Here is a 17693-nt window from a genome sequence, read left to right as displayed (position 1 = left end):
TTTAGGAGAGGACATGGATATACTGAACAGTATGAGTGATTTGCAGCTCAGTCTGATTATCATCGGCGCAATCGTTGTGGCTGGTGTGGCAATTTTTAACTGGCTGCAACAACAGCGTTATCGACGAAAAATACAAGCGGCGTTTGACTATGATCACAACGATATCCTGTTGGATCCCAAGCATTCCGACGACATCCCGCAACGTGTTGAGCCCAAGCTCAATAAACCCGAGTTTTCCGAATCATCACCCGATGCTTTTCAGGCTGATGACACCTATATTCCTCACCAGGAAAACAAAAAGGTTTTTGTCCCCCCGAGTTCCCACCCGAACAGTTCGATCAATTTATCAGCTCATGCGTCCAGTGCTTCGCCGTTATTGGATTATGACAATATCACCAATTACATCGTCAACATACGTTCGGAGTCGATCATACCCAATACGCACATCGCAAAATTGCTGCAACGAAAATTTGATTTCAACAAACCTGTCTGCTGGCTTGGCCAACGGCAAAAAAACGAACCGTGGGAAGAAATCACCACTGAGAGCAATGTCGACAGCGATGGTTACGTGCTTCTCAAAGGTTGCTTGCAGCTTGCGGATAGGGCCGGCCCCATCAGTGAAGTGAATTTATCCAAATTTCGCGATTTGGTGCAGGATTTCGCTTCACAGGCACATGCAATAGCCGAGTGCCCGGATATCGTAAGCACGCATGATAAGGCGGTATTGCTTGATAAATTCTGTGCTGACGTCGATGTAATGATCGGCATCAATATCATCAGCAAGGATGATGGCGCATTTGTTGGTACTAAAATTCGTGCATTAGCAGAGGCTTCGGGTTTCCGACTGGAATCGGATGGCATTTTCAAATACCGCGACGAGAATAATCATGTGTTGTTTACGTTGAGTAATTATGAATCATCCCACTTTCTGCCTGAAAACATGAAGTCGTTGACCACCCATGGAGTCACTTTCTTGCTGGATGTACCCAGGGTTGCGCACGGAGAAAGAGTATTTGACCAAATGACTCATTTAGCCAAAATTTTCTCTAACACGCTCGGTGGCATTTTAGTAGATGATAATCGTGTTCCTTTGAGCGAAAGCGGTATCCAAAAAAGTAAACAGCAATTGATTGAGATACAAACAGCTATGAAAAAAAATCATATCCAGGCCGGTAGTCAGAGCGCGTTGCGATTATTCGTATAAAATCATATAAATCAATAAGTAATTATTAAATTAAATATCAAAGCCTTGCCAATGAGATTGACATTTGTAACAAATTATTTTTTCTTAAAAACCATAATTGAGTATACTTAAAATCATAAATGGTTAAGTCCAAAATAAATAAAGGGAAACTCGGAAATCAGTCAAGGGGAAATAGCAAACATGGATCACTCATCAGACGCGGCGCAGCCATTCTCACCGATTGAGGTTAAGTTAGAAGCCGGAAAAGATTATTTTTGGTGCACCTGCGGTCGAAGCAAATCACAACCTTTTTGCGATGGCTCTCATAAAAATACGCAATTTACCCCCAAAAAATTCAATGTCACCGAACATAAAACCGCATGGTTATGCACATGCAAACGAACCAGTAATTCTCCTTATTGTGATGGTACTCATAGAAAATTGTAATATCATGTAGTTATTAATTTTTCTGCTAGCCAGGGATGCTATTGAATCGTACAGCAGAGCTAGAATTACGAGAATGCAGTTATTCTCTCACTAAAACTTGTGATAGTTTATCCATGGAACCAGAACTGAAATCTCTCGAAGAAAAAATTTTTTTGCTACTACGTTTATATCAGGATACTTGCATCGAAAATAACAAATTGCGCAAAGAGCTTGCCGATACGCATGCTCAAAATGAAAAGCTGAACGAAAAAATTCATATTGCAGCTGATCGACTTGAAACGCTTCTCCTGAAATTGCCCGATAATGACTAATAAAACGTTGAACCTTACCATCATGGGCCGGGAATTTTGCATTACCTGCCCCGAAAGTGAACAAGAAGAACTTCAGTTAGCGGCTGCGTATCTGGACAAAAAGATTCAAGACGTTAAATCAGAAGGAAAAGTCATCGATTCAGACCGCATCGCCATTGCGGCTGCCTTGAGTATTACTCATGAACTGCTCATGCTTCGCAATGGGAGCGGTTTTGACATCGATGAATTTAAGCGTAGAATTGTGTCACTAAAAAAGAAAGTTGATGAGGTCATGATCAAAAAAGAAGATTAGGAAAGTTCTCAAATTTCTTAAGTCTTTCATAGAATGATGTGATGTAGAGTTAATCCCTGCGATGTTTGTTAAGGCTTATATTCTTTGAACCAATTGTTGGAAAATGGTTGTGGACTTTAGTGATGCTGTTGTGCGTTCCTATATTGGATATGCCTGATGCATCCGTGAAACAACCGCCTTGGACCTTATGGTTCAAGATGATGGCCTGACGGCATATGTGGGGAGCTTCTATGGACAAGGGATTTCATACAATCTCTTGTCCTTTTAATTTGCACTTGAGCTTTTCTGCCGACTCATTCACTTATCAAATCCTAATGCCATCTTCGCCCAGAACGTTCTTATTCGACATTGGCCGCGTTCTGCTGGATTTCGATTTTCATTCTTCCTTGATCCAGCTGATCCCCAAACACATCCATCAGCCTTTGCAATTGATCGACGAGGTACTTGAACGGAAAGACGCCCTGGAAACCGGATTGGTTGATCCGGTGAGTTATGCCAGTTGGGCCCTCAAAATTTTAAGAAGCGATGCGACCGAGCAAGAGTTTTATCAGGCTTGGCGACACATTTTTACGCTGAATGAGCCCATGTGGAGTCGTATTCGCCAACTTGAGAAACATCATCGACTGGTGTTGATATCCAACATTAATGCGATACATTGCCCATGGATATTCAAAGCATACCCTGAATTTCGTTACTTCAAGCACAGCGTGCTGTCTTATGAAGTCGGCGTTCTGAAACCGGAACTTGGCATTTATCAACATGCGATCGATGCTTATCGGCTTGATCCATCGACTACCTTCTATATAGACGATCAGCCTCAAAATATTGAAGCCGGAAAAAATTTCGGTTTCAAATGTTGGCAATACGAATTAACCAATCACCGGGCATTTGAGCAATGGCTCGATGAAGTCCTTGCCGAGACATGAGCAGTTAACACATACATGAAAGGAAAGCTCTGAATTTACAAGCACCTCGAAAAACTACAGCGTTCGTCCACGCAATTGAGTCAGGCCCAAAAGATGACGTGCCATTTTATTACCGATGAGAACACATCCAGGAAATTTACTTCTCAGCCAACAAATGTTCGATCATTGCTTGCTTATAATCTATCTGCCCAAATGAAACATCTCTTAATTGAGCGTTACGATCGAACACAATGCACGATGGCGTCCCCTGTAAGGCAAAACACTCGAAGGTGACCGCTTTCCGGGATTTCTGCTGTAAATAATGTTTTACCTGCTGCAATACTGCTGATTTTTGTTCATCGCTATATTTCTCGAACTCGGGAAGAAACTCATGCGCATAGCGCTGAACCCGCTCATCGGTAACTGGCTCGGTTTCTTCGATAACACGATCCATGCCAACCGGAAATGGTATTTTCCAAGATAATTTACCATCCGATAATTTACCATACTGATTGAGCGCCTTATACGTTTCCCCAATTACTTCGCCAGTTGTCACCAGTTTTTGCAAATTCTCCAGGGTATTTTTATCATAATCTTCGAATGCAGTGGCTAAGCCCAGGACGACCAAGCCCTGATCATGATAACGCTGATGCAAATCAACAGCTCTGGGCAAAGCGTAAATAAAGCAACCCGGGCAATTGACCTGAAATACTTCGATCAGGATAACAGAACCAACCCAATCATTCAGCGAAGCAGGACTGCCCTGTACCCAATAATCAACGGTAATATCAGAAAGTGAGAGATTTTTCATAGTTAAAATAGTTAGAATAGCTATCCAAAGATTTAAAAAATTTAAATGATGATGACTGACTTAAAAATAAAGTGTTTGACGTTGAATCATAACCTAAAATCCCAGAGCATGAGGAATGGGCAAAATATTCTCTGTCAGCCGCTGGCTTTTAGACACACTTTTTTGTGAATCTTCGATGCGTTACTGGTTAATGAAATCCGAACCCTATGAATTCAGTATTGACGATTTTGCCGCCCTTCCCCAGCAGACTGTGGCATGGCAAGGTGTTCGCAATTATCAATCGCGCAATTTCATGCATCATCAAATGAGTGTCGGTGATCAGGCATTTTTCTATCACTCCTGTTGCAAAGATCCTGGCATTCGAGGCATTGCGATCATCAGCAAGCTCGCTTATCCGGACGCTACGCAATTTGATCCGTCGAGCAAGTATTTTGATGCCAAAGCCACGAGGGATAGCCCACGCTGGTTTAATGTCGATATCACTTTGCAGAAGAAAACCCGTCTCGTTGCTATCAAAGAGCTGAGGCAATATCCCGAATTGCAGCGCATGCGAGCGTTGCAGACCGGCAACCGCTTATCGATTACACCCGTCGACCCGTTCGAATGGCAATTCATACTCGGCATTCTGTAATGGGCTAAACGGGTTTAATTTGATCGGAAATTCATCATGGAATGGTGGCTCATTTACTTATTGACGGGCGCAATAGTAGGTTTCTTTGCCGGTTTGTTGGGCATAGGCGGCGGGCTCATCATCGTTCCGGTGCTGATCAATCTGTTTTCCGCGCAGGATTTTCCTGCTGATCGCATCGTCCATTTGGCGCTCGGCACCACGATGGCGACCATCATATTCACGTCTGCCGCCAGCTTGCGCACGCATCATCTGCACGGTGCCGTAAACTGGCCCATAGTGCGGCATATCACGCCGGGTATTTTTCTCGGTACATTCGGCGGTGCAGCATTGGTCAGTTCCATGACCGGTCAGCTCTTAAGCATCATTTTCGTCGTTTTCATCTTTTATGCCGCTACTCAAATGTTACTGCAATTCCGCCCCAATCCGCTCTTTCAATTACCAGGGAAAATCGGCTTGCTTCTTGCAGGTAGCGTGATCGGTGCATTATCCAGCCTGGTTGCCATAGGCGGTGGACTGTTGTCGGTGCCTTTTCTGACGCTGTGTAATGTCAAGCTTCAACACGCCATCGGCACCGCTGCCGCTATCGGTTTTCCCATCGCATTAGCTGGGACGATGGGTTATATCGCTACTGGATGGGCGCAAAAAGAAATGCTTCCTGAGCACAGCTTAGGGTATGTGTATCTACCGGCTCTTGTCTGGCTGGTATCAGCCAGCATGCTGACAGCCGCGTTGGGTGCAAAACTGACCCATTCAACTAAAACCATTATTTTGCGGACGATCTTTGTCGTGTTGTTATATGGACTGGCAATCAGAATGCTGTTCAGTTTATTGCAGCAATAGCTTGGCAATCGGCTATAACAATGAAAAACCGACTGCGGTATTAACGCTATCTTTTACCACGTTCAATGCTGCAGTGATAGCCGCCTCAGCGGCTAGAATACCGAGACCTTCAATGGTCATGAACACCATGCGAGTAGCATTTTTTTGGATCTCGAGATGCAAAGCCGCTTGTTCTTTGGTGATCTTTCCAGAAATTTTCAGTTTTTCTATCATCACCAGCGTCTGAGCCAGTTTTTTTGCTTCGGCCTCGCCATACTCCCTAATCTCAGGCCACTTTTCAATCAGCGTGCCATTGAATGCCGCGAGTATGTCCTTTCCAAGTTGAGCTACATCAAGGCTCATCATATTCTCCTTAAGATTCAGCGATCAATTGTTGCGTCAAAATTATCCACCGCGGCGTTTGGCAAGTTCTAGCTTCAGAATGGCAGTAAAACTGGTATTGAAATGTGCACGCAGCAGCGCAATTTGATCCCTCGACAAACACGAAATCTTGTGCAATTTTTCGAGATTCTCCAAGCTACTTAATAGTAATTGGGTTTCTTTCGTCGTAATGTCATTTCTAGGAATTGCCGCTGCACGCACAGTAATGGCACTCACATCTATCTTCGCTTCATCATAGAATTGCTTATGCTTGTCGTATCCGCAGTCGGGCAAATTTTCCACATTTTCCAGCGTAACCAGATGCGATTCAGTTTTTCTCTGCAAAGCGCTGACTGCACGATCGGTCGTTTCATCATAATCGCTGACCAGCTTCACGGTACAGCCCGCTAATACCGAAATCGCCAAAAAAACAGTCATCAAGCAGACGTCAAACCGTGGTATTCGACCTTTTCTCGTTATCATGTATTCCCTCCTTATATCAATGCCGAGTCAATCAACTTACCCATGTAATACTGTGAAATCCACCATCGTTGAACATGTTTTTATAACTATCACTAAACTAACTCTCTGATATCCCTAGCAGCATAGTGGACTGCCTGCACTGAACTTATTCTAGTTTATCGTTACTAATCAACCACAAAATGCATTCGTACGGATTGCCTATGATCTATCAAGATCGAGGCGCTATAATACCCATCAAACGAAGAATATATCATCAAATAATTATTAGGATATGCCACAGTCATTATTTCAACGAACACCTCTACTTGACGGCCCCGATATCAGCGCTAAACGAGAAGAAATACGAACTTATTTCCACACCACGTTGGATCGCTATGAGCAGTTATTTGAGACGCTGCGCAATGAACAAGCTTATTATAAAAAACCCATCACATTGCGTCATCCGCTGATTTTTTATCTCGGTCATACCGCCACATTCTTTGTCAATAAATTGATACTTGCCGGAATCATCACCGACCGTATCAATCCCCGACTTGAATCGATCTTCGCTGTCGGTGTTGATGAAATGAGCTGGGATGATCTCGACAGCACTCATTACGACTGGCCTACCGTCGAGGAAGTGCATGTTTATCGTAGAGCCGTGCGAGCCTTGGTTGATAAACTCATCGAGACCCTGCCATTATCGCTGCCGATTACCTGGGAAAGCGCTTGGTGGCCAGTTTTGATGGGTATCGAGCATGAGCGTATCCACCTCGAAACCTCTTCGGTATTGATTCGTCAGCATGCACTCGAATTTGTTCAACCCCACCCCGCCTGGCAACCCTGCCGTAAATCCGGAACCGCTCCCGATAACTCATTGATTCAGGTTCCAAGCGGGACTGTTACAGTCGGCAAAAGCAAATCCAATCAATCACATTATGGTTGGGATAATGAATATGGATCACACACGTCCGATATTGCTGCATTTCAGGCAAGTAAATTTTTGGTAAGCAATTCCGAATTTCTGCCATTCGTCGAAGCCAATGGCTACCAACTGGAGAAATATTGGCAGGAAGAAGGCCGTTCGTGGCAAACATTCACTCATGCTGCTCACCCGACGTTCTGGATAAAAAAAGAGACGGGCTGGCACTTGCGTATTATGACCGATGAAGTCCCGATGCCATGGGATTGGCCGGTGGAAGTCAATTATCATGAAGCTAAAGCATTCTGTAATTGGAAAGCTGAATCGACGGGTCAACCGGTTCGGTTACCGACCGAAGACGAATGGTATCGCTTGTATGACGTGGCACAATTAGCGGACGTGCCACTGAATACCGCCGCTGCAGGTAATTTACATTTGGATTATTACGCTTCAAGTTGCCCGGTCACCGAATTTCCGCAAGGTGAATTTTTCGATATTACCGGTAATGTATGGCAATGGACTGAAACGCCCACTTATCCATTTCCTGGCTTTGATGTGCATCCGTTATACGATGACTTTACCACGCCGACGTTCGATAATCAGCATAACCTGATCAAAGGTGGTTCTTGGATTGCATGTGGCAATGAATCATTGCACAGTTCGCGCTATGCGTTCCGCCGGCATTTTTTTCAGCATGCCGGCTTTCGCTATGTCGTTTCCGATGCGCCTGCGACGCAGTCCGGCTCGAACTATGAAACGGATAAGTTGTTGTCCGAATACGCCGAGTTTCACTATGGCGACATCTATTTCAATGTTCCGAATTTCTCCAAATCGCTGGCGGAGATCGCCATCGCCGCCATGGGCGATCGCCCCAGACGAACGGCACTCGATCTGGGGTGTGCCTCGGGCCGCTCGACATTTGAGCTGGCGCGTGAGTTTGATCATGTCACCGGTGTCGATTTCTCGGCCCGTTTCATCGGTCAAGGCGTACAGTTGGCTCAGTATGGAATTTTACGGTACACATTAACGGATGAAGGTGATTTGGTTTCGTATAAAGAACGCTCATTGAAAAATCTCGATTTGGATCACGTCAAGCATAAGGTTGAGTTCTATCAGGGCGATGCGTGCAATCTGAAGCCTATCTTTACCGATTATGATTTGATACTGGCCGCTAACTTAATTGACCGTTTATACGATCCAGCCAAATTGCTCAATAGCATTCACACACGCGTCAAGCTCGGCGGCTTGCTGATGATCACGTCGCCGTATACATGGCTGACAGAACATACCAAAAAAGAAGCGTGGATTGGAGGATTCAAACGAGATGGTGAAAACTTCACGACATTGGATGGACTGAAGGAAATTCTCGGCAAGCATTTCCGTTTGATTCAAGGGCCGCAACCTTTGCCGTTCGTGATTCGTGAAACCAAGCGTAAATTCCAACACACCGTCTCAGAAATCACTATTTGGGAGAAGATTTCTTGACGCGTGGTTTCGATTTTGACCACGACATCAACCGAGAAGGTAGCAACAGTGTCAAATATGACGGATGCCAAGCCATGTTCGGCAAAAGTGACGTTATTCCTGCATGGGTTGCTGACATGGATTTTGCAGCACCGCCGGCAGTGACCCGGGCATTGGCCGAACGCGCGGCGCATCCAATCTATGGTTATACTCTATTTCCCGACAGCCTGTATGAAGCGCTGATCGATTGGATGCAGCGACGTCATGGATGGCGCATCGAGCGCGACTGGATCCTGATGTGCCCCGGCGTCGTGCCATCGTTGAACGCTGCGGTGATGGCGCTTACGCAGCCAGGTGGATCCATCATCGTTCAACCACCCGTATATTTCCCTTTTTTTTCCGCGGCCACCCAAACTGGCAGAACGCTGATACGAAACCCGCTGCGACTGGAAAACGACCGCTATCTCATCGATTTTGCGCATCTCGAGCAATGCGCTCAGAACGCGCATCTGCTGTTATTGTGCTCACCGCACAATCCGGTTGGGCGCGTATGGCAGCCTGAAGAGCTGGCGCGTTTGCTGGAAATTGCTGAAAAACACAAGCTGATCATTTTTTCCGACGAAATTCATGCCGATTTGATCTATCCCGGTAACCGGCACCAAACGCTAGGATCACTCACAACACACACAACCAATATCATCACCGCAGTCGCACCCAGTAAAACCTTCAATATTCCCGGTCTGAATCTTTCGGCGTTGATCGTGCCCGATCATTCTATCCGCAGCGCCATCACCCATGCATTCAACACCCTGCATGTCAGTGCTTCCAATCCCTTCAGTATCGTTGCCTTCGAGGCCGCCTACCGCGAAGGCGAAGCTTGGCTGGAAGCATTGCTCTGTTATCTACGTGATTCTCGTGATGAGGTCTGTGCTTATTTGGCGCAATATTTGCCGGAAATCAAGGTCATCCCCGCGGAAGGCACCTATTTACTGTGGCTCGACTGTCGTTCCTGGGACATGACCGATGCACAGTTAAAACATTTTTTCATTCATGAAGCCGGCGTCGGTCTAAACCCAGGCACGCAATTCGGCCACGAAGGCAGTGGCTTCATGCGGCTGAATATAGGTGCTCCCCGCGATACTCTCATGAAGATTCTGGAAAAAATTAAACGCGCCAAACAACGATGAATATTTGAATCCTTGCGATCAACCTCGTCGTCAGTGTGAGTCACTCGACTTGAGCCGACTTCCAGAAGTTAAATTACCTCCGGCTTTGCCGGAGGTAATTTAACTAAGTATACCGGGTGCTGTTGTTTGTTTTAGTTCAATCTAAAACCATACTGAGAGGATATTTCCTTCCGAGTGGATCCCGATACTTGGTTATAGGTCAAAAATTGAAGCAGCAAAAAAGAGAGAAAAAAGAGAAGGGAAAAAGATATTGGTTTGTTTTGATGCCTTATTGCAACTATAACCAACCCCTCAGTAAAACGGTAACATCGTATCTGCAGAAAATCTGAATTATCTTTTATTTGATTACTATGGATACAGCAGTTTTATTTTTTATGCTTTCCTAAAAATAAAACCGCCTATGCAAGGCGGTTTTATTTTTATTGTCACCATACAAAAACTCAGAAAATCAATGACCTGGTTTGCTGGTGCCTCCATAAGGCCGTGGATCTTGTCCTTCTTTGAGACACTCACCGTTGCCGCCAATCCCAAATTTACAATCATCTGTGCTTGCATTTGGATCGCCCATATTGGCATTTGAACAAGCCGCTAAAGAAACCAATAATGTTACTGCAAAAATTGATAATTTCATTGTTTATATTCCTTTCAAATTTTCCATATTGTCAATGAAAATTGAGTATAACAGAATTAATGAAACTTCCAAGCACTCGCATTGCAAGAGCGGCTGCATGGCCAGCCATATTCAGCGCTAGCTGCCACGAAGGATCTCGATCAGGTGATTCCCATATTTATCTAATTTACGCGTTCCGATGCCGGTAATCTGACGCAACTCATCTTCTGTTTGGGGACATAGACGCACCAATTCGCGCAGCGTAGCATCATGAAAAATGACATAGGCAGGAACCCCATGCTCCTGGGCAGTCCTGGCTCGCCAGGTTCGCAGCCGTTCCCACAAATACCGTTCCGCAGCACTCGACGGAAGCATATCATGCGCTTTCTCCTTTTCAGAGGAATGTGCAGATTTCGTTAGCTGCCTTAACACTACGGTTTGCTTTCCTTTCAGGACAGGACGACACGCATCGGCTAACTGCAGAGCGCCATAATTATCGTTAGCGGTCGTCAAAAACCCCAACGCGATCATCTGGCGGAAAATTGCGCGCCATGTCTTTTCCGATAAATCCTTGCCTATACCGAATGTACTGATTTTATCGTGATGCCATTTCTTTACACGTTCAGTCAAATTACCGCGTAGGATATCGATCAAGTGACCGGCCCCAAAATTCTGGCTGGTGCGATATACACAGGACAAAGCCTTCTGTACCTCAAGTGTAGCATCCCATACTTGCGGCGGATTTAAACATACATCACAGTTACCACAGGCTGCCATTTCCGTTGTCTCACCAAAATAATTCATGATGTGTGCACGTCGGCACGTCGTTGTTTCACACAACGACAACATCGCTTCCAGTTTTCGGGCAGCAACTTGTTTGAATTTGATGTGCGCTTCGGATTCTTCGATCATGCGCCGTTGCTGGATGACATCGCTGAGCCCATATACCATCCATGCATTGGCAGGTTGACCATCGCGACCTGCGCGGCCAGTCTCCTGGTAATAGCTTTCAATGCTTCTGGGAAGATCCAAGTGCGCAACAAAGCGCACATCAGGTTTATCAATTCCCATGCCAAATGCAATGGTGGCCACCATGATGATTCCCTCTTCCCGCAAAAATCGTTCTTGATTCATGCTCCGCACTTGCGTGCTCATGCCAGCATGATAAGCAAGTGCACGCATACCATGACTAACCAACCAGGCGGCGGTTTCCTCGACTTTCTTGCGCGATAAGCAATAGACGATGCCCGAGTCATTCCGGTGCTCTGCCAGAATAAATGCCAGCAACTGTGAACGGCTATTGGCTTTGTCGATGATATGATAACGAATATTTGGACGGTCAAAGCTCGAGATAAATACTCGCGCCTTATCCAGACCCAGGCGTTCGATAATTTCTTGACGCGTATCAGTATCGGCCGTGGCAGTCAGTGCTATGCGCGGGACAGTGGGAAAACGCTCATGCAATATCGATAATTGGCTATATTCAGGCCGGAAGTCATGTCCCCATTGAGACACACAATGTGCTTCGTCAATCGCAAATAAAGCAATAGGAATACGCGTTATCAGATGCAGAAACCGGCCGGTTAATAAGCGCTCAGGAGCCACATACAGCAAATCATGGTCACCAGCTAACAATTGTTGCTCAACTAAGCCAGCTTCTTCAGTCGACAATGATGAGTTCAGTACTGCCGCGCGGACACCAATTTCATTCAATGCTGTTGCCTGATTCTGCATCAGCGCAATCAGAGGAGATACTATGATCGCAACTCCTTCACGCAATAGAGCAGGGATTTGGTAGCATAACGACTTGCCGCCGCCGGTCGGCATCAGCACCAGGCAATCACCGCCATTGGTCAAGTGCGAAACGATCTCAGCCTGTTGCCCACGAAAGGCTGGATAGCCGAATATTTCATTAAGGATGTTGAGAGCTTTGGACATTCAAATGACAATTGCGGCGGGTTTCTTCGATTTTTTTGATCTTGAAGTGGTCAGCGAGCATTATTTTTTGGCAATTATGCCGTTGTCAGCAATCATAAAGTTTTATGCCATGATAGTACAGCATGCCATTCCGAGCTTTTTTCTACAGGTCAATGCTGAGCGGATCACAGTCAGCCGCATTATTACAAATTATTCATGGTGATGTGCTGGTATAATTCATGCATAGGTGTCTTTGTTTTTATTAAAAATTAATGACGTTAATCCGGAGAGAGAGAAATGGCGGTAGCTGATGTTTTGAAATTGATTCAAGACAATGAAGTTAAATTTGTTGACTTACGATTTACAGATACTAATGGGAAAGAACATCATGTAACCATGCCTGCACATACGTTTGATGCAGACAAATTTGAAGATGGCCATCCATTTGATGGCTCGTCAATCGGCGGTTGGAAAAGCATCCAAGCATCCGACATGCTATTGATCCCTGATCCGGATACAGCCAACATGGATCCATTCATGGATGAGCCAACATTATTGATGACTTGCGATGTGGTAGAACCAGCGGACGGAAAAGGCTACAGCAGAGATCCGCGCTCTCTCGCCAAACGGGGTGAGATTTATTTGAAATCAACCGGGATTGGCGATGTCGCGTATTTTGGTCCGGAACCAGAATTTTTCATCTTCGACTCGGTGCGTTGGCATACCGATATGTCAGGTTGCTCAGTAAAAATTGCATCCGAAGAAGCAGCCTGGAGTTCGGCCATAAAATATGAAAGCGGTAATATCGGTCATCGCCCTGCGATCAAAGGCGGTTACTTTCCTGTCCCTCCTGTCGATTCACTGCAAGATATCCGCTCTGCGATGTGTATTACATTGGAAGAAATGGGTATAGGAGTGGAAGTACATCACCATGAAGTAGCAACAGCAGGTCAGTGCGAAATCGGTACCCGTTTCAATAGCTTGGTAAAGCGCGCCGACTGGAATCAGATCTTGAAGTATGTCATTCACAATGTGGCTCACTCGTATGGAAAGACGGCGACGTTCATGCCTAAACCCATAGTGGGCGATAATGGCTCAGGCATGCATGTTCATCAATCCATCTGGAAAGATGGCAAGAACTTATTTTCCGGGAATGGCTATGCCGGCCTCTCCGAAATGGCACTTTACTATATCGGCGGTATCCTCAAGCACGCAAAAGCACTGAATGCCATTACCAACCCGAGCACCAATTCGTACAAACGCTTAGTGGCAGGATTCGAGGCGCCCGTCAATCTGGCCTATTCTGCTAGCAACCGATCAGCCGCAATCCGCATCCCTTTTACCAGCAATCCCAAAGGACGTCGTATCGAGGTGCGCTTTCCAGACCCAACGGCCAATCCATATTTGGCCTTTACTGCATTGATGATGGCGGGTCTAGATGGGATTCAAAACAAGATTCATCCCGGCGATCCGATGGATAAAAATTTGTATGACTTACCCCCCGAAGAAGCCGCCAAAGTGCCCAATGCTTGCGCTTCGTTGGATGAAGCTCTGGACTGCCTGGATAAAGACCGAGATTTCCTGATCCGCGGAGGGGTTTTTTCCAATGACATGATTGACGCTTTTATTCATCTGAAAATGGATGAAGTCACCTTATTGCGCACAACGACTCATCCGGTTGAATTTGACATGTACTATAGTCTATAAATCGGAAAAAACTGCTCGAGCATGGGAAGAGCGTTCACAATCGCAGCGCAGGAATTTCGCGCCATATCCGCGATAGCAGAACGTCAGTGAGAATTCTGATGAGCACATTGATTCGAATTACTCCTAAGAAATCTTTCATGCTCACGTCTCAGTCGCCTTCTGCTCTGTCTGCAATCAACTTTGGATTCAGGCTGCTACTGAGCGAATGGTTGATAAATTTGAATATTCTCAATTAAAAGGATTTAATAGGTTTTTATTTTAGTTGCCTTCATATAAATAATTGGTAAACTGATCATATAGTTGTGATTCTCATTTGTTTATTACCCTCACTCATATGAAGATCGGAACGCTACTTTTTATCTCATTGTTTTTTATTTTGCTGAAGCCATCCCATGCGGTTGCTGGAGCAGACATCTACAAATATGTTGATAAGGATGGCAATATCACATTTACCAATCGACGCATCAGTAATGGACAAAAAATCTCTCTTGCATCGTTCTCTAGAAATGCTGGACAATCGCTCTCACGATCAAAGCATTCTCCGTCCAAAATCACTTCAAACAATGAGCGTGACATCACGCGTCGGCAAATTCTGGAAAAGGAATTAGCGACGGAAGAGAAGTTATTTACCGAAACTCAAACCTCACTCACTCAAATCAAAGACAATGAAAATACCGGCATACTGCCTGAAAAATCCGTACAGCTCAAAAACAAGCTATTCTTGCATCAAAGAAATATAGCAGCTCTGCGAAAAGAACTCAGTAAGCTCTAGGATATTCTGGAAATGATCTAAATGTATACCTCATGTCATGATAAAAAATCTTCTTTTTTTCATTACCCTCTCTTTTGCATATCCAGCTCTAGCCGGCATTTATAAGCAGGTCGATAGAGATGGCAGCGTTACTTACTCAAATGTACCTTCAGATAGCGCAAAGAAAGTTGATCTTCCGGCAATTGTCGTGGTTCCCGCTGTTAATTCGAATGAAATAGACGAGCGGATCACAAAAAGAAGAGAATCCGCAAAGATTGATGAGCAACGTGAAGAGATTCAAAAAAAAATAGCTGAAGAAGAAAGTCGTCTCAACGAAATCAAAAACGAATATAAAGATGGGGAGCCCGATCGCTTAGGCAGCGAACGTAACTATCAAAGGTATCTCAATCGTGTGGAGCGGTTACGAGAAGAGATCAATGTAAGAGAAAGAAATCTGAATCTCCTGAGAGAGGAGCTTCGGAAAATTCCCTCAAAAAATAAATAGCAGCTAAATAACAGCTTTAAATCAGCTTTTCTGCTTTATTCTTCAATAATTCGATAACTCTACCACCAGAGGAGCATGATCGGAGGGACGCTCTTGTTTACGCACCGCCTTGTCAATACTGCATTTCACGCATGTGCTCGCAAGTGCATCGCTCAGTAAAATATGATCGATACGTAATCCTCGGTTCAAGCGGAATGCCATCATCCGATAATCCCACCAAGTGTATGACTTATCAGGTTGCTCAAATAACCGGAAGCTATCTATAAGTCCCACATTGAGTAAATTGTTGAAAGCATCTCGCTCGGGAAGAGTACATAATACTTTGCCTAGCCAAATTTCTGGATCATACACATCTCGGTCTTCTGGAGCGATATTAAAATCTCCGAGCAATGCCATCTTGGAATAGTTTTTTAGTTCTGATTTCACCCATCTGTTCAAAGCGGGAAGCCATTTGAGCTTATAACTATATTTTTCTGATTCAACAGTTTCTCCATTCGGCACATAAACATTAATAATACGCATATCACCGTATGTTGCTGCAACCACCCTTTTTTGTTCATCAAGAAAATCAGGTAAAGCGACTAAAACATCAGCGCCTTTTTGTTTGCTGATGATGGCCACTCCATTATAGGTCTTTTGTCCTACGAAAACAGAATGATAACCAATTGCTGCTATTTCTTGTTCAGGGAAATTTTCATCAGTTAATTTTGTTTCCTGCAAACATAAAATATCTGGCTGATTCATCTTCAACCATTCAATGACCTGCGGTAATCGTACTTTTAGCGAATTAACATTCCATGTAGCTAACTTCATGATATTATTTTTAAATTAAAAAAGAACAGTTATCGCTACTATTGCAATAGCGTTACTATCTTCGGTGGTGTCCCAATACAATATACTGTACCCAACGATCAATATCGGCAATTTCCGACGAACTGACCGTATGAGCTATGGGATATTCATGCCATTCGACTGAATAGTGAGCAGCTAGCAATTTTTCTTTTGAAAACCGAGCATACGATAAAGGAATTACCGTATCGAAAATGCCGTGCGCCATGAAAATGGGCAGTTCCTCACGCGCAGTAGCCGTACAAGAAAGCACTTCAACAAAAGGCAAATAACAAGATAAGGCAATTATTCCCCCGAATGGACGGGTTTGCTGCAACCCCACATGCAATGCCATGGCCCCACCCTGAGAGAAGCCTGCGAGCAAAATATGCTGCGAAGCAATACCACGCTCAATCTCCCTTTCAATTAAAGCCTCTATTGCTTTTTTAGAATCATGAATACTTATTTCGTCTTGGGAATGAGCAAAATCAGAGTGATAGATGTCATACCATGCACGCATTACATATCCATTATTTATGCTGACTGGTCGTTCTGGAGCATGCGGGAAAATGAAGCGAATAGGTGATCTTGAAGCAAATTCAAACTCATCGATAATTGGCACAAAATCATTTCCATCCGCCCCCAAGCCATGCAACCATATCACAGTATATGCTGGGTAAGCACCTGTTTCGATTTCAACAGCAGGCAGCACGATTGTCGGAAACTATATTAGAGATATTGACAACGATATTGATCATCAATAGGGAATAAAACAGATTCAGAGTAACTCTTTTTTCTAGGTTGAGTAGCATACGCACTTATTTCTTAACTTTTTGCCATGGCTCTAGACTAGCAGGATTAATAATAATATCTAATGAGCTGCCATAGGTTCCTTGGCAAGCTCGGTCGGCTGTTTCTTCCAGCGCCCCTCAGATTCTTTTAAATGCAGCTCAAAGTTAACTGATACACCATTAAACTTTCCCAGCTGCCGTTTAGTAAAGCTCCAGAACGATTCGATACCGTTGATATGGCAATGCCCATCCCGAGTAAACTCATTATCAATTAAGCCATTGTAGCCACGCCAACCATCACTATAAAATAACACTTTTCAATGGATACCTTACCCCGTATCGCGGCTTGTAGCGTCTCAAGCGCTTACAATCTGGCACTATTTCGGTATATATCCTGCCATCTCGCTCAAACACACCATACAGGTTGCTTTAATGTACTGCGACCGCGCTTGAGTTTGCCGTGATAACCACGCTACTGTTTACTACCAAAATAACTCTCATCAACTTCTATTCTACCTAACAACTTGTCTTTAAGAGTATCTGATGGAGATATATTACTTGCCTGAAAATGCCATACCAACGATTAATAATGTTACGATTATTTCCTAACAGTACAGTTGATTTGCTGGCAGGAATATCAATGCAAAAGCATTGAATTATTTTTCTAATGTAATAATTTCTTAATTTGCTGTTTCTTAACATTTTACTAGACTAACAGAGTGTATCTGCTAGTCTAGAAACTTACTATTTTTTCTGCTGATAAAAAAAC

Annotated in this window: 20 protein-coding genes, 1 other RNA gene and 1 pseudogene; 14 read left to right on the top strand and 8 right to left on the bottom strand. The window is 44.4% G+C overall.

Features of this window, described 5'->3' with window-relative positions:
* Positions 1-13 precede the first annotated feature (13 nt).
* The 6 genes from ABF87_RS01995 to ABF87_RS01970 all read left to right on the top strand — a co-directional run bounded on the left by ABF87_RS01995 (position 14) and on the right by ABF87_RS01970 (position 3159).
* Positions 14-1204 (top strand): cell division protein ZipA C-terminal FtsZ-binding domain-containing protein, encoded by a 1191-nt coding sequence (locus ABF87_RS01995; protein ID WP_160827461.1) that lies wholly within the window; start codon positions 14-16, stop codon positions 1202-1204.
* Between the two features lie 180 nt (positions 1205-1384).
* Positions 1385-1630: a CDGSH iron-sulfur domain-containing protein gene (locus ABF87_RS01990; RefSeq protein ID WP_160827460.1), complete on the top strand. Its 246-nt coding sequence runs from the start codon at positions 1385-1387 to the stop codon at positions 1628-1630.
* A gap of 41 nt (positions 1631-1671) precedes the next feature.
* Positions 1672-1941, top strand: coding sequence for a hypothetical protein (locus tag ABF87_RS01985; protein ID WP_240143476.1), 270 nt, complete (start codon positions 1672-1674; stop codon positions 1939-1941).
* Positions 1934-2233 carry a cell division protein ZapA gene (locus ABF87_RS01980; protein ID WP_160827459.1) on the top strand — a complete coding sequence of 100 codons (300 nt, stop codon included), beginning with the start codon at positions 1934-1936 and terminating at the stop codon, positions 2231-2233. The genes ABF87_RS01985 and ABF87_RS01980 overlap by 8 nt, the downstream gene beginning before the upstream one ends.
* A 50-nt stretch (positions 2234-2283) precedes the next feature.
* A non-coding RNA gene (ssrS, locus tag ABF87_RS01975) (6S RNA) lies at positions 2284-2461 on the top strand.
* A gap of 86 nt (positions 2462-2547) precedes the next feature.
* Positions 2548-3159, top strand: coding sequence for an HAD-IA family hydrolase (locus ABF87_RS01970; RefSeq protein WP_160827458.1), 612 nt, complete (start codon positions 2548-2550; stop codon positions 3157-3159).
* A gap of 136 nt (positions 3160-3295) precedes the next feature.
* On the opposite strand, the gene ABF87_RS01965 is transcribed toward ABF87_RS01970, so the two are convergent.
* Positions 3296-3949, bottom strand: coding sequence for a TlpA family protein disulfide reductase (locus ABF87_RS01965; protein ID WP_160827457.1), 654 nt, complete (start codon positions 3947-3949; stop codon positions 3296-3298).
* A 175-nt stretch (positions 3950-4124) separates the two neighbouring features.
* Here ABF87_RS01965 and ABF87_RS01960 point away from each other — a divergent pair, with 175 nt between their 5' ends.
* The gene (locus ABF87_RS01960) at positions 4125-4580 is read left to right on the top strand and encodes an EVE domain-containing protein (RefSeq protein ID WP_160827456.1); all 456 of its coding nucleotides are present in this window, start codon (positions 4125-4127) and stop codon (positions 4578-4580) included.
* A gap of 36 nt (positions 4581-4616) precedes the next feature.
* On the top strand, positions 4617-5420 hold the full coding sequence (locus tag ABF87_RS01955) for a sulfite exporter TauE/SafE family protein (RefSeq protein WP_160827455.1): 804 nt from the start codon (positions 4617-4619) through the stop codon (positions 5418-5420).
* A gap of 12 nt (positions 5421-5432) precedes the next feature.
* On the opposite strand, the gene ABF87_RS01950 is transcribed toward ABF87_RS01955, so the two are convergent.
* Together ABF87_RS01950 and ABF87_RS01945 are read right to left on the bottom strand one after the other, a co-directional pair.
* Positions 5433-5765, bottom strand: coding sequence for a hypothetical protein (locus tag ABF87_RS01950; RefSeq protein WP_205012647.1), 333 nt, complete (start codon positions 5763-5765; stop codon positions 5433-5435).
* 39 nt (positions 5766-5804) lie between these two features.
* Positions 5805-6263 (bottom strand): hypothetical protein, encoded by a 459-nt coding sequence (locus tag ABF87_RS01945; RefSeq protein WP_160827454.1) that lies wholly within the window; start codon positions 6261-6263, stop codon positions 5805-5807.
* Between the two features lie 271 nt (positions 6264-6534).
* Here ABF87_RS01945 and ovoA point away from each other — a divergent pair, with 271 nt between their 5' ends.
* Both ovoA and ABF87_RS01935 read left to right on the top strand, forming a co-directional pair.
* Positions 6535-8649 (top strand): 5-histidylcysteine sulfoxide synthase, encoded by a 2115-nt coding sequence (gene ovoA / locus ABF87_RS01940; RefSeq protein ID WP_160827453.1) that lies wholly within the window; start codon positions 6535-6537, stop codon positions 8647-8649.
* Positions 8646-9815, top strand: coding sequence for a pyridoxal phosphate-dependent aminotransferase (locus ABF87_RS01935; protein WP_160827452.1), 1170 nt, complete (start codon positions 8646-8648; stop codon positions 9813-9815). Before ovoA ends, ABF87_RS01935 begins: the two co-directional genes overlap by 4 nt.
* Before the next feature lie 448 nt (positions 9816-10263).
* Here ABF87_RS01935 and ABF87_RS01930 read toward each other — a convergent pair whose 3' ends face one another.
* Both ABF87_RS01930 and recQ read right to left on the bottom strand, forming a co-directional pair.
* Positions 10264-10446 (bottom strand): hypothetical protein, encoded by a 183-nt coding sequence (locus ABF87_RS01930; protein WP_160827451.1) that lies wholly within the window; start codon positions 10444-10446, stop codon positions 10264-10266.
* A 117-nt stretch (positions 10447-10563) separates the two neighbouring features.
* Positions 10564-12363, bottom strand: a complete 1800-nt coding sequence (gene recQ, locus ABF87_RS01925) for a DNA helicase RecQ (RefSeq protein ID WP_160827450.1) — start codon at positions 12361-12363, stop codon at positions 10564-10566.
* A 4-nt stretch (positions 12364-12367) separates the two neighbouring features.
* On the opposite strand from recQ, the gene ABF87_RS01920 reads away from it, so the two are divergent.
* The 4 genes from ABF87_RS01920 to ABF87_RS01905 all read left to right on the top strand — a co-directional run bounded on the left by ABF87_RS01920 (position 12368) and on the right by ABF87_RS01905 (position 15305).
* The gene (locus ABF87_RS01920) at positions 12368-12565 is read left to right on the top strand and encodes a hypothetical protein (protein WP_160827449.1); all 198 of its coding nucleotides are present in this window, start codon (positions 12368-12370) and stop codon (positions 12563-12565) included.
* 74 nt (positions 12566-12639) lie between these two features.
* Positions 12640-14049, top strand: a complete 1410-nt coding sequence (glnA, locus tag ABF87_RS01915) for a type I glutamate--ammonia ligase (RefSeq protein WP_160827448.1) — start codon at positions 12640-12642, stop codon at positions 14047-14049.
* 364 nt (positions 14050-14413) lie between these two features.
* Positions 14414-14821 carry a DUF4124 domain-containing protein gene (locus ABF87_RS01910; protein WP_240143475.1) on the top strand — a complete coding sequence of 136 codons (408 nt, stop codon included), beginning with the start codon at positions 14414-14416 and terminating at the stop codon, positions 14819-14821.
* A gap of 37 nt (positions 14822-14858) precedes the next feature.
* Complete coding sequence (locus ABF87_RS01905) at positions 14859-15305, top strand: DUF4124 domain-containing protein (RefSeq protein WP_160827447.1); 447 nt, start codon at positions 14859-14861, stop codon at positions 15303-15305.
* A 42-nt stretch (positions 15306-15347) separates the two neighbouring features.
* On the opposite strand, the gene xth is transcribed toward ABF87_RS01905, so the two are convergent.
* The 3 genes and pseudogenes from xth to ABF87_RS01890 all read right to left on the bottom strand — a co-directional run bounded on the left by xth (position 15348) and on the right by ABF87_RS01890 (position 17626).
* The gene (gene xth, locus ABF87_RS01900) at positions 15348-16118 is read right to left on the bottom strand and encodes an exodeoxyribonuclease III (protein ID WP_160827446.1); all 771 of its coding nucleotides are present in this window, start codon (positions 16116-16118) and stop codon (positions 15348-15350) included.
* A 55-nt stretch (positions 16119-16173) separates the two neighbouring features.
* Positions 16174-16845: a carboxylesterase gene (locus tag ABF87_RS01895; RefSeq protein ID WP_345789863.1), complete on the bottom strand. Its 672-nt coding sequence runs from the start codon at positions 16843-16845 to the stop codon at positions 16174-16176.
* 146 nt (positions 16846-16991) lie between these two features.
* Positions 16992-17626: pseudogene (locus tag ABF87_RS01890) on the bottom strand (IS1595 family transposase).
* Between the last annotated feature and the right edge of the window lie 67 nt (positions 17627-17693).

The sequence above is a fragment of the Nitrosomonas sp. JL21 genome, from assembly GCF_009833095.1.
In the GTDB taxonomy this organism is placed as follows: Bacteria; Pseudomonadota; Gammaproteobacteria; order Burkholderiales; family Nitrosomonadaceae; genus Nitrosomonas.
Note: the sequence above shows the minus strand (reverse complement) of the source record. Positions and strands in the feature narration are given on the sequence as shown.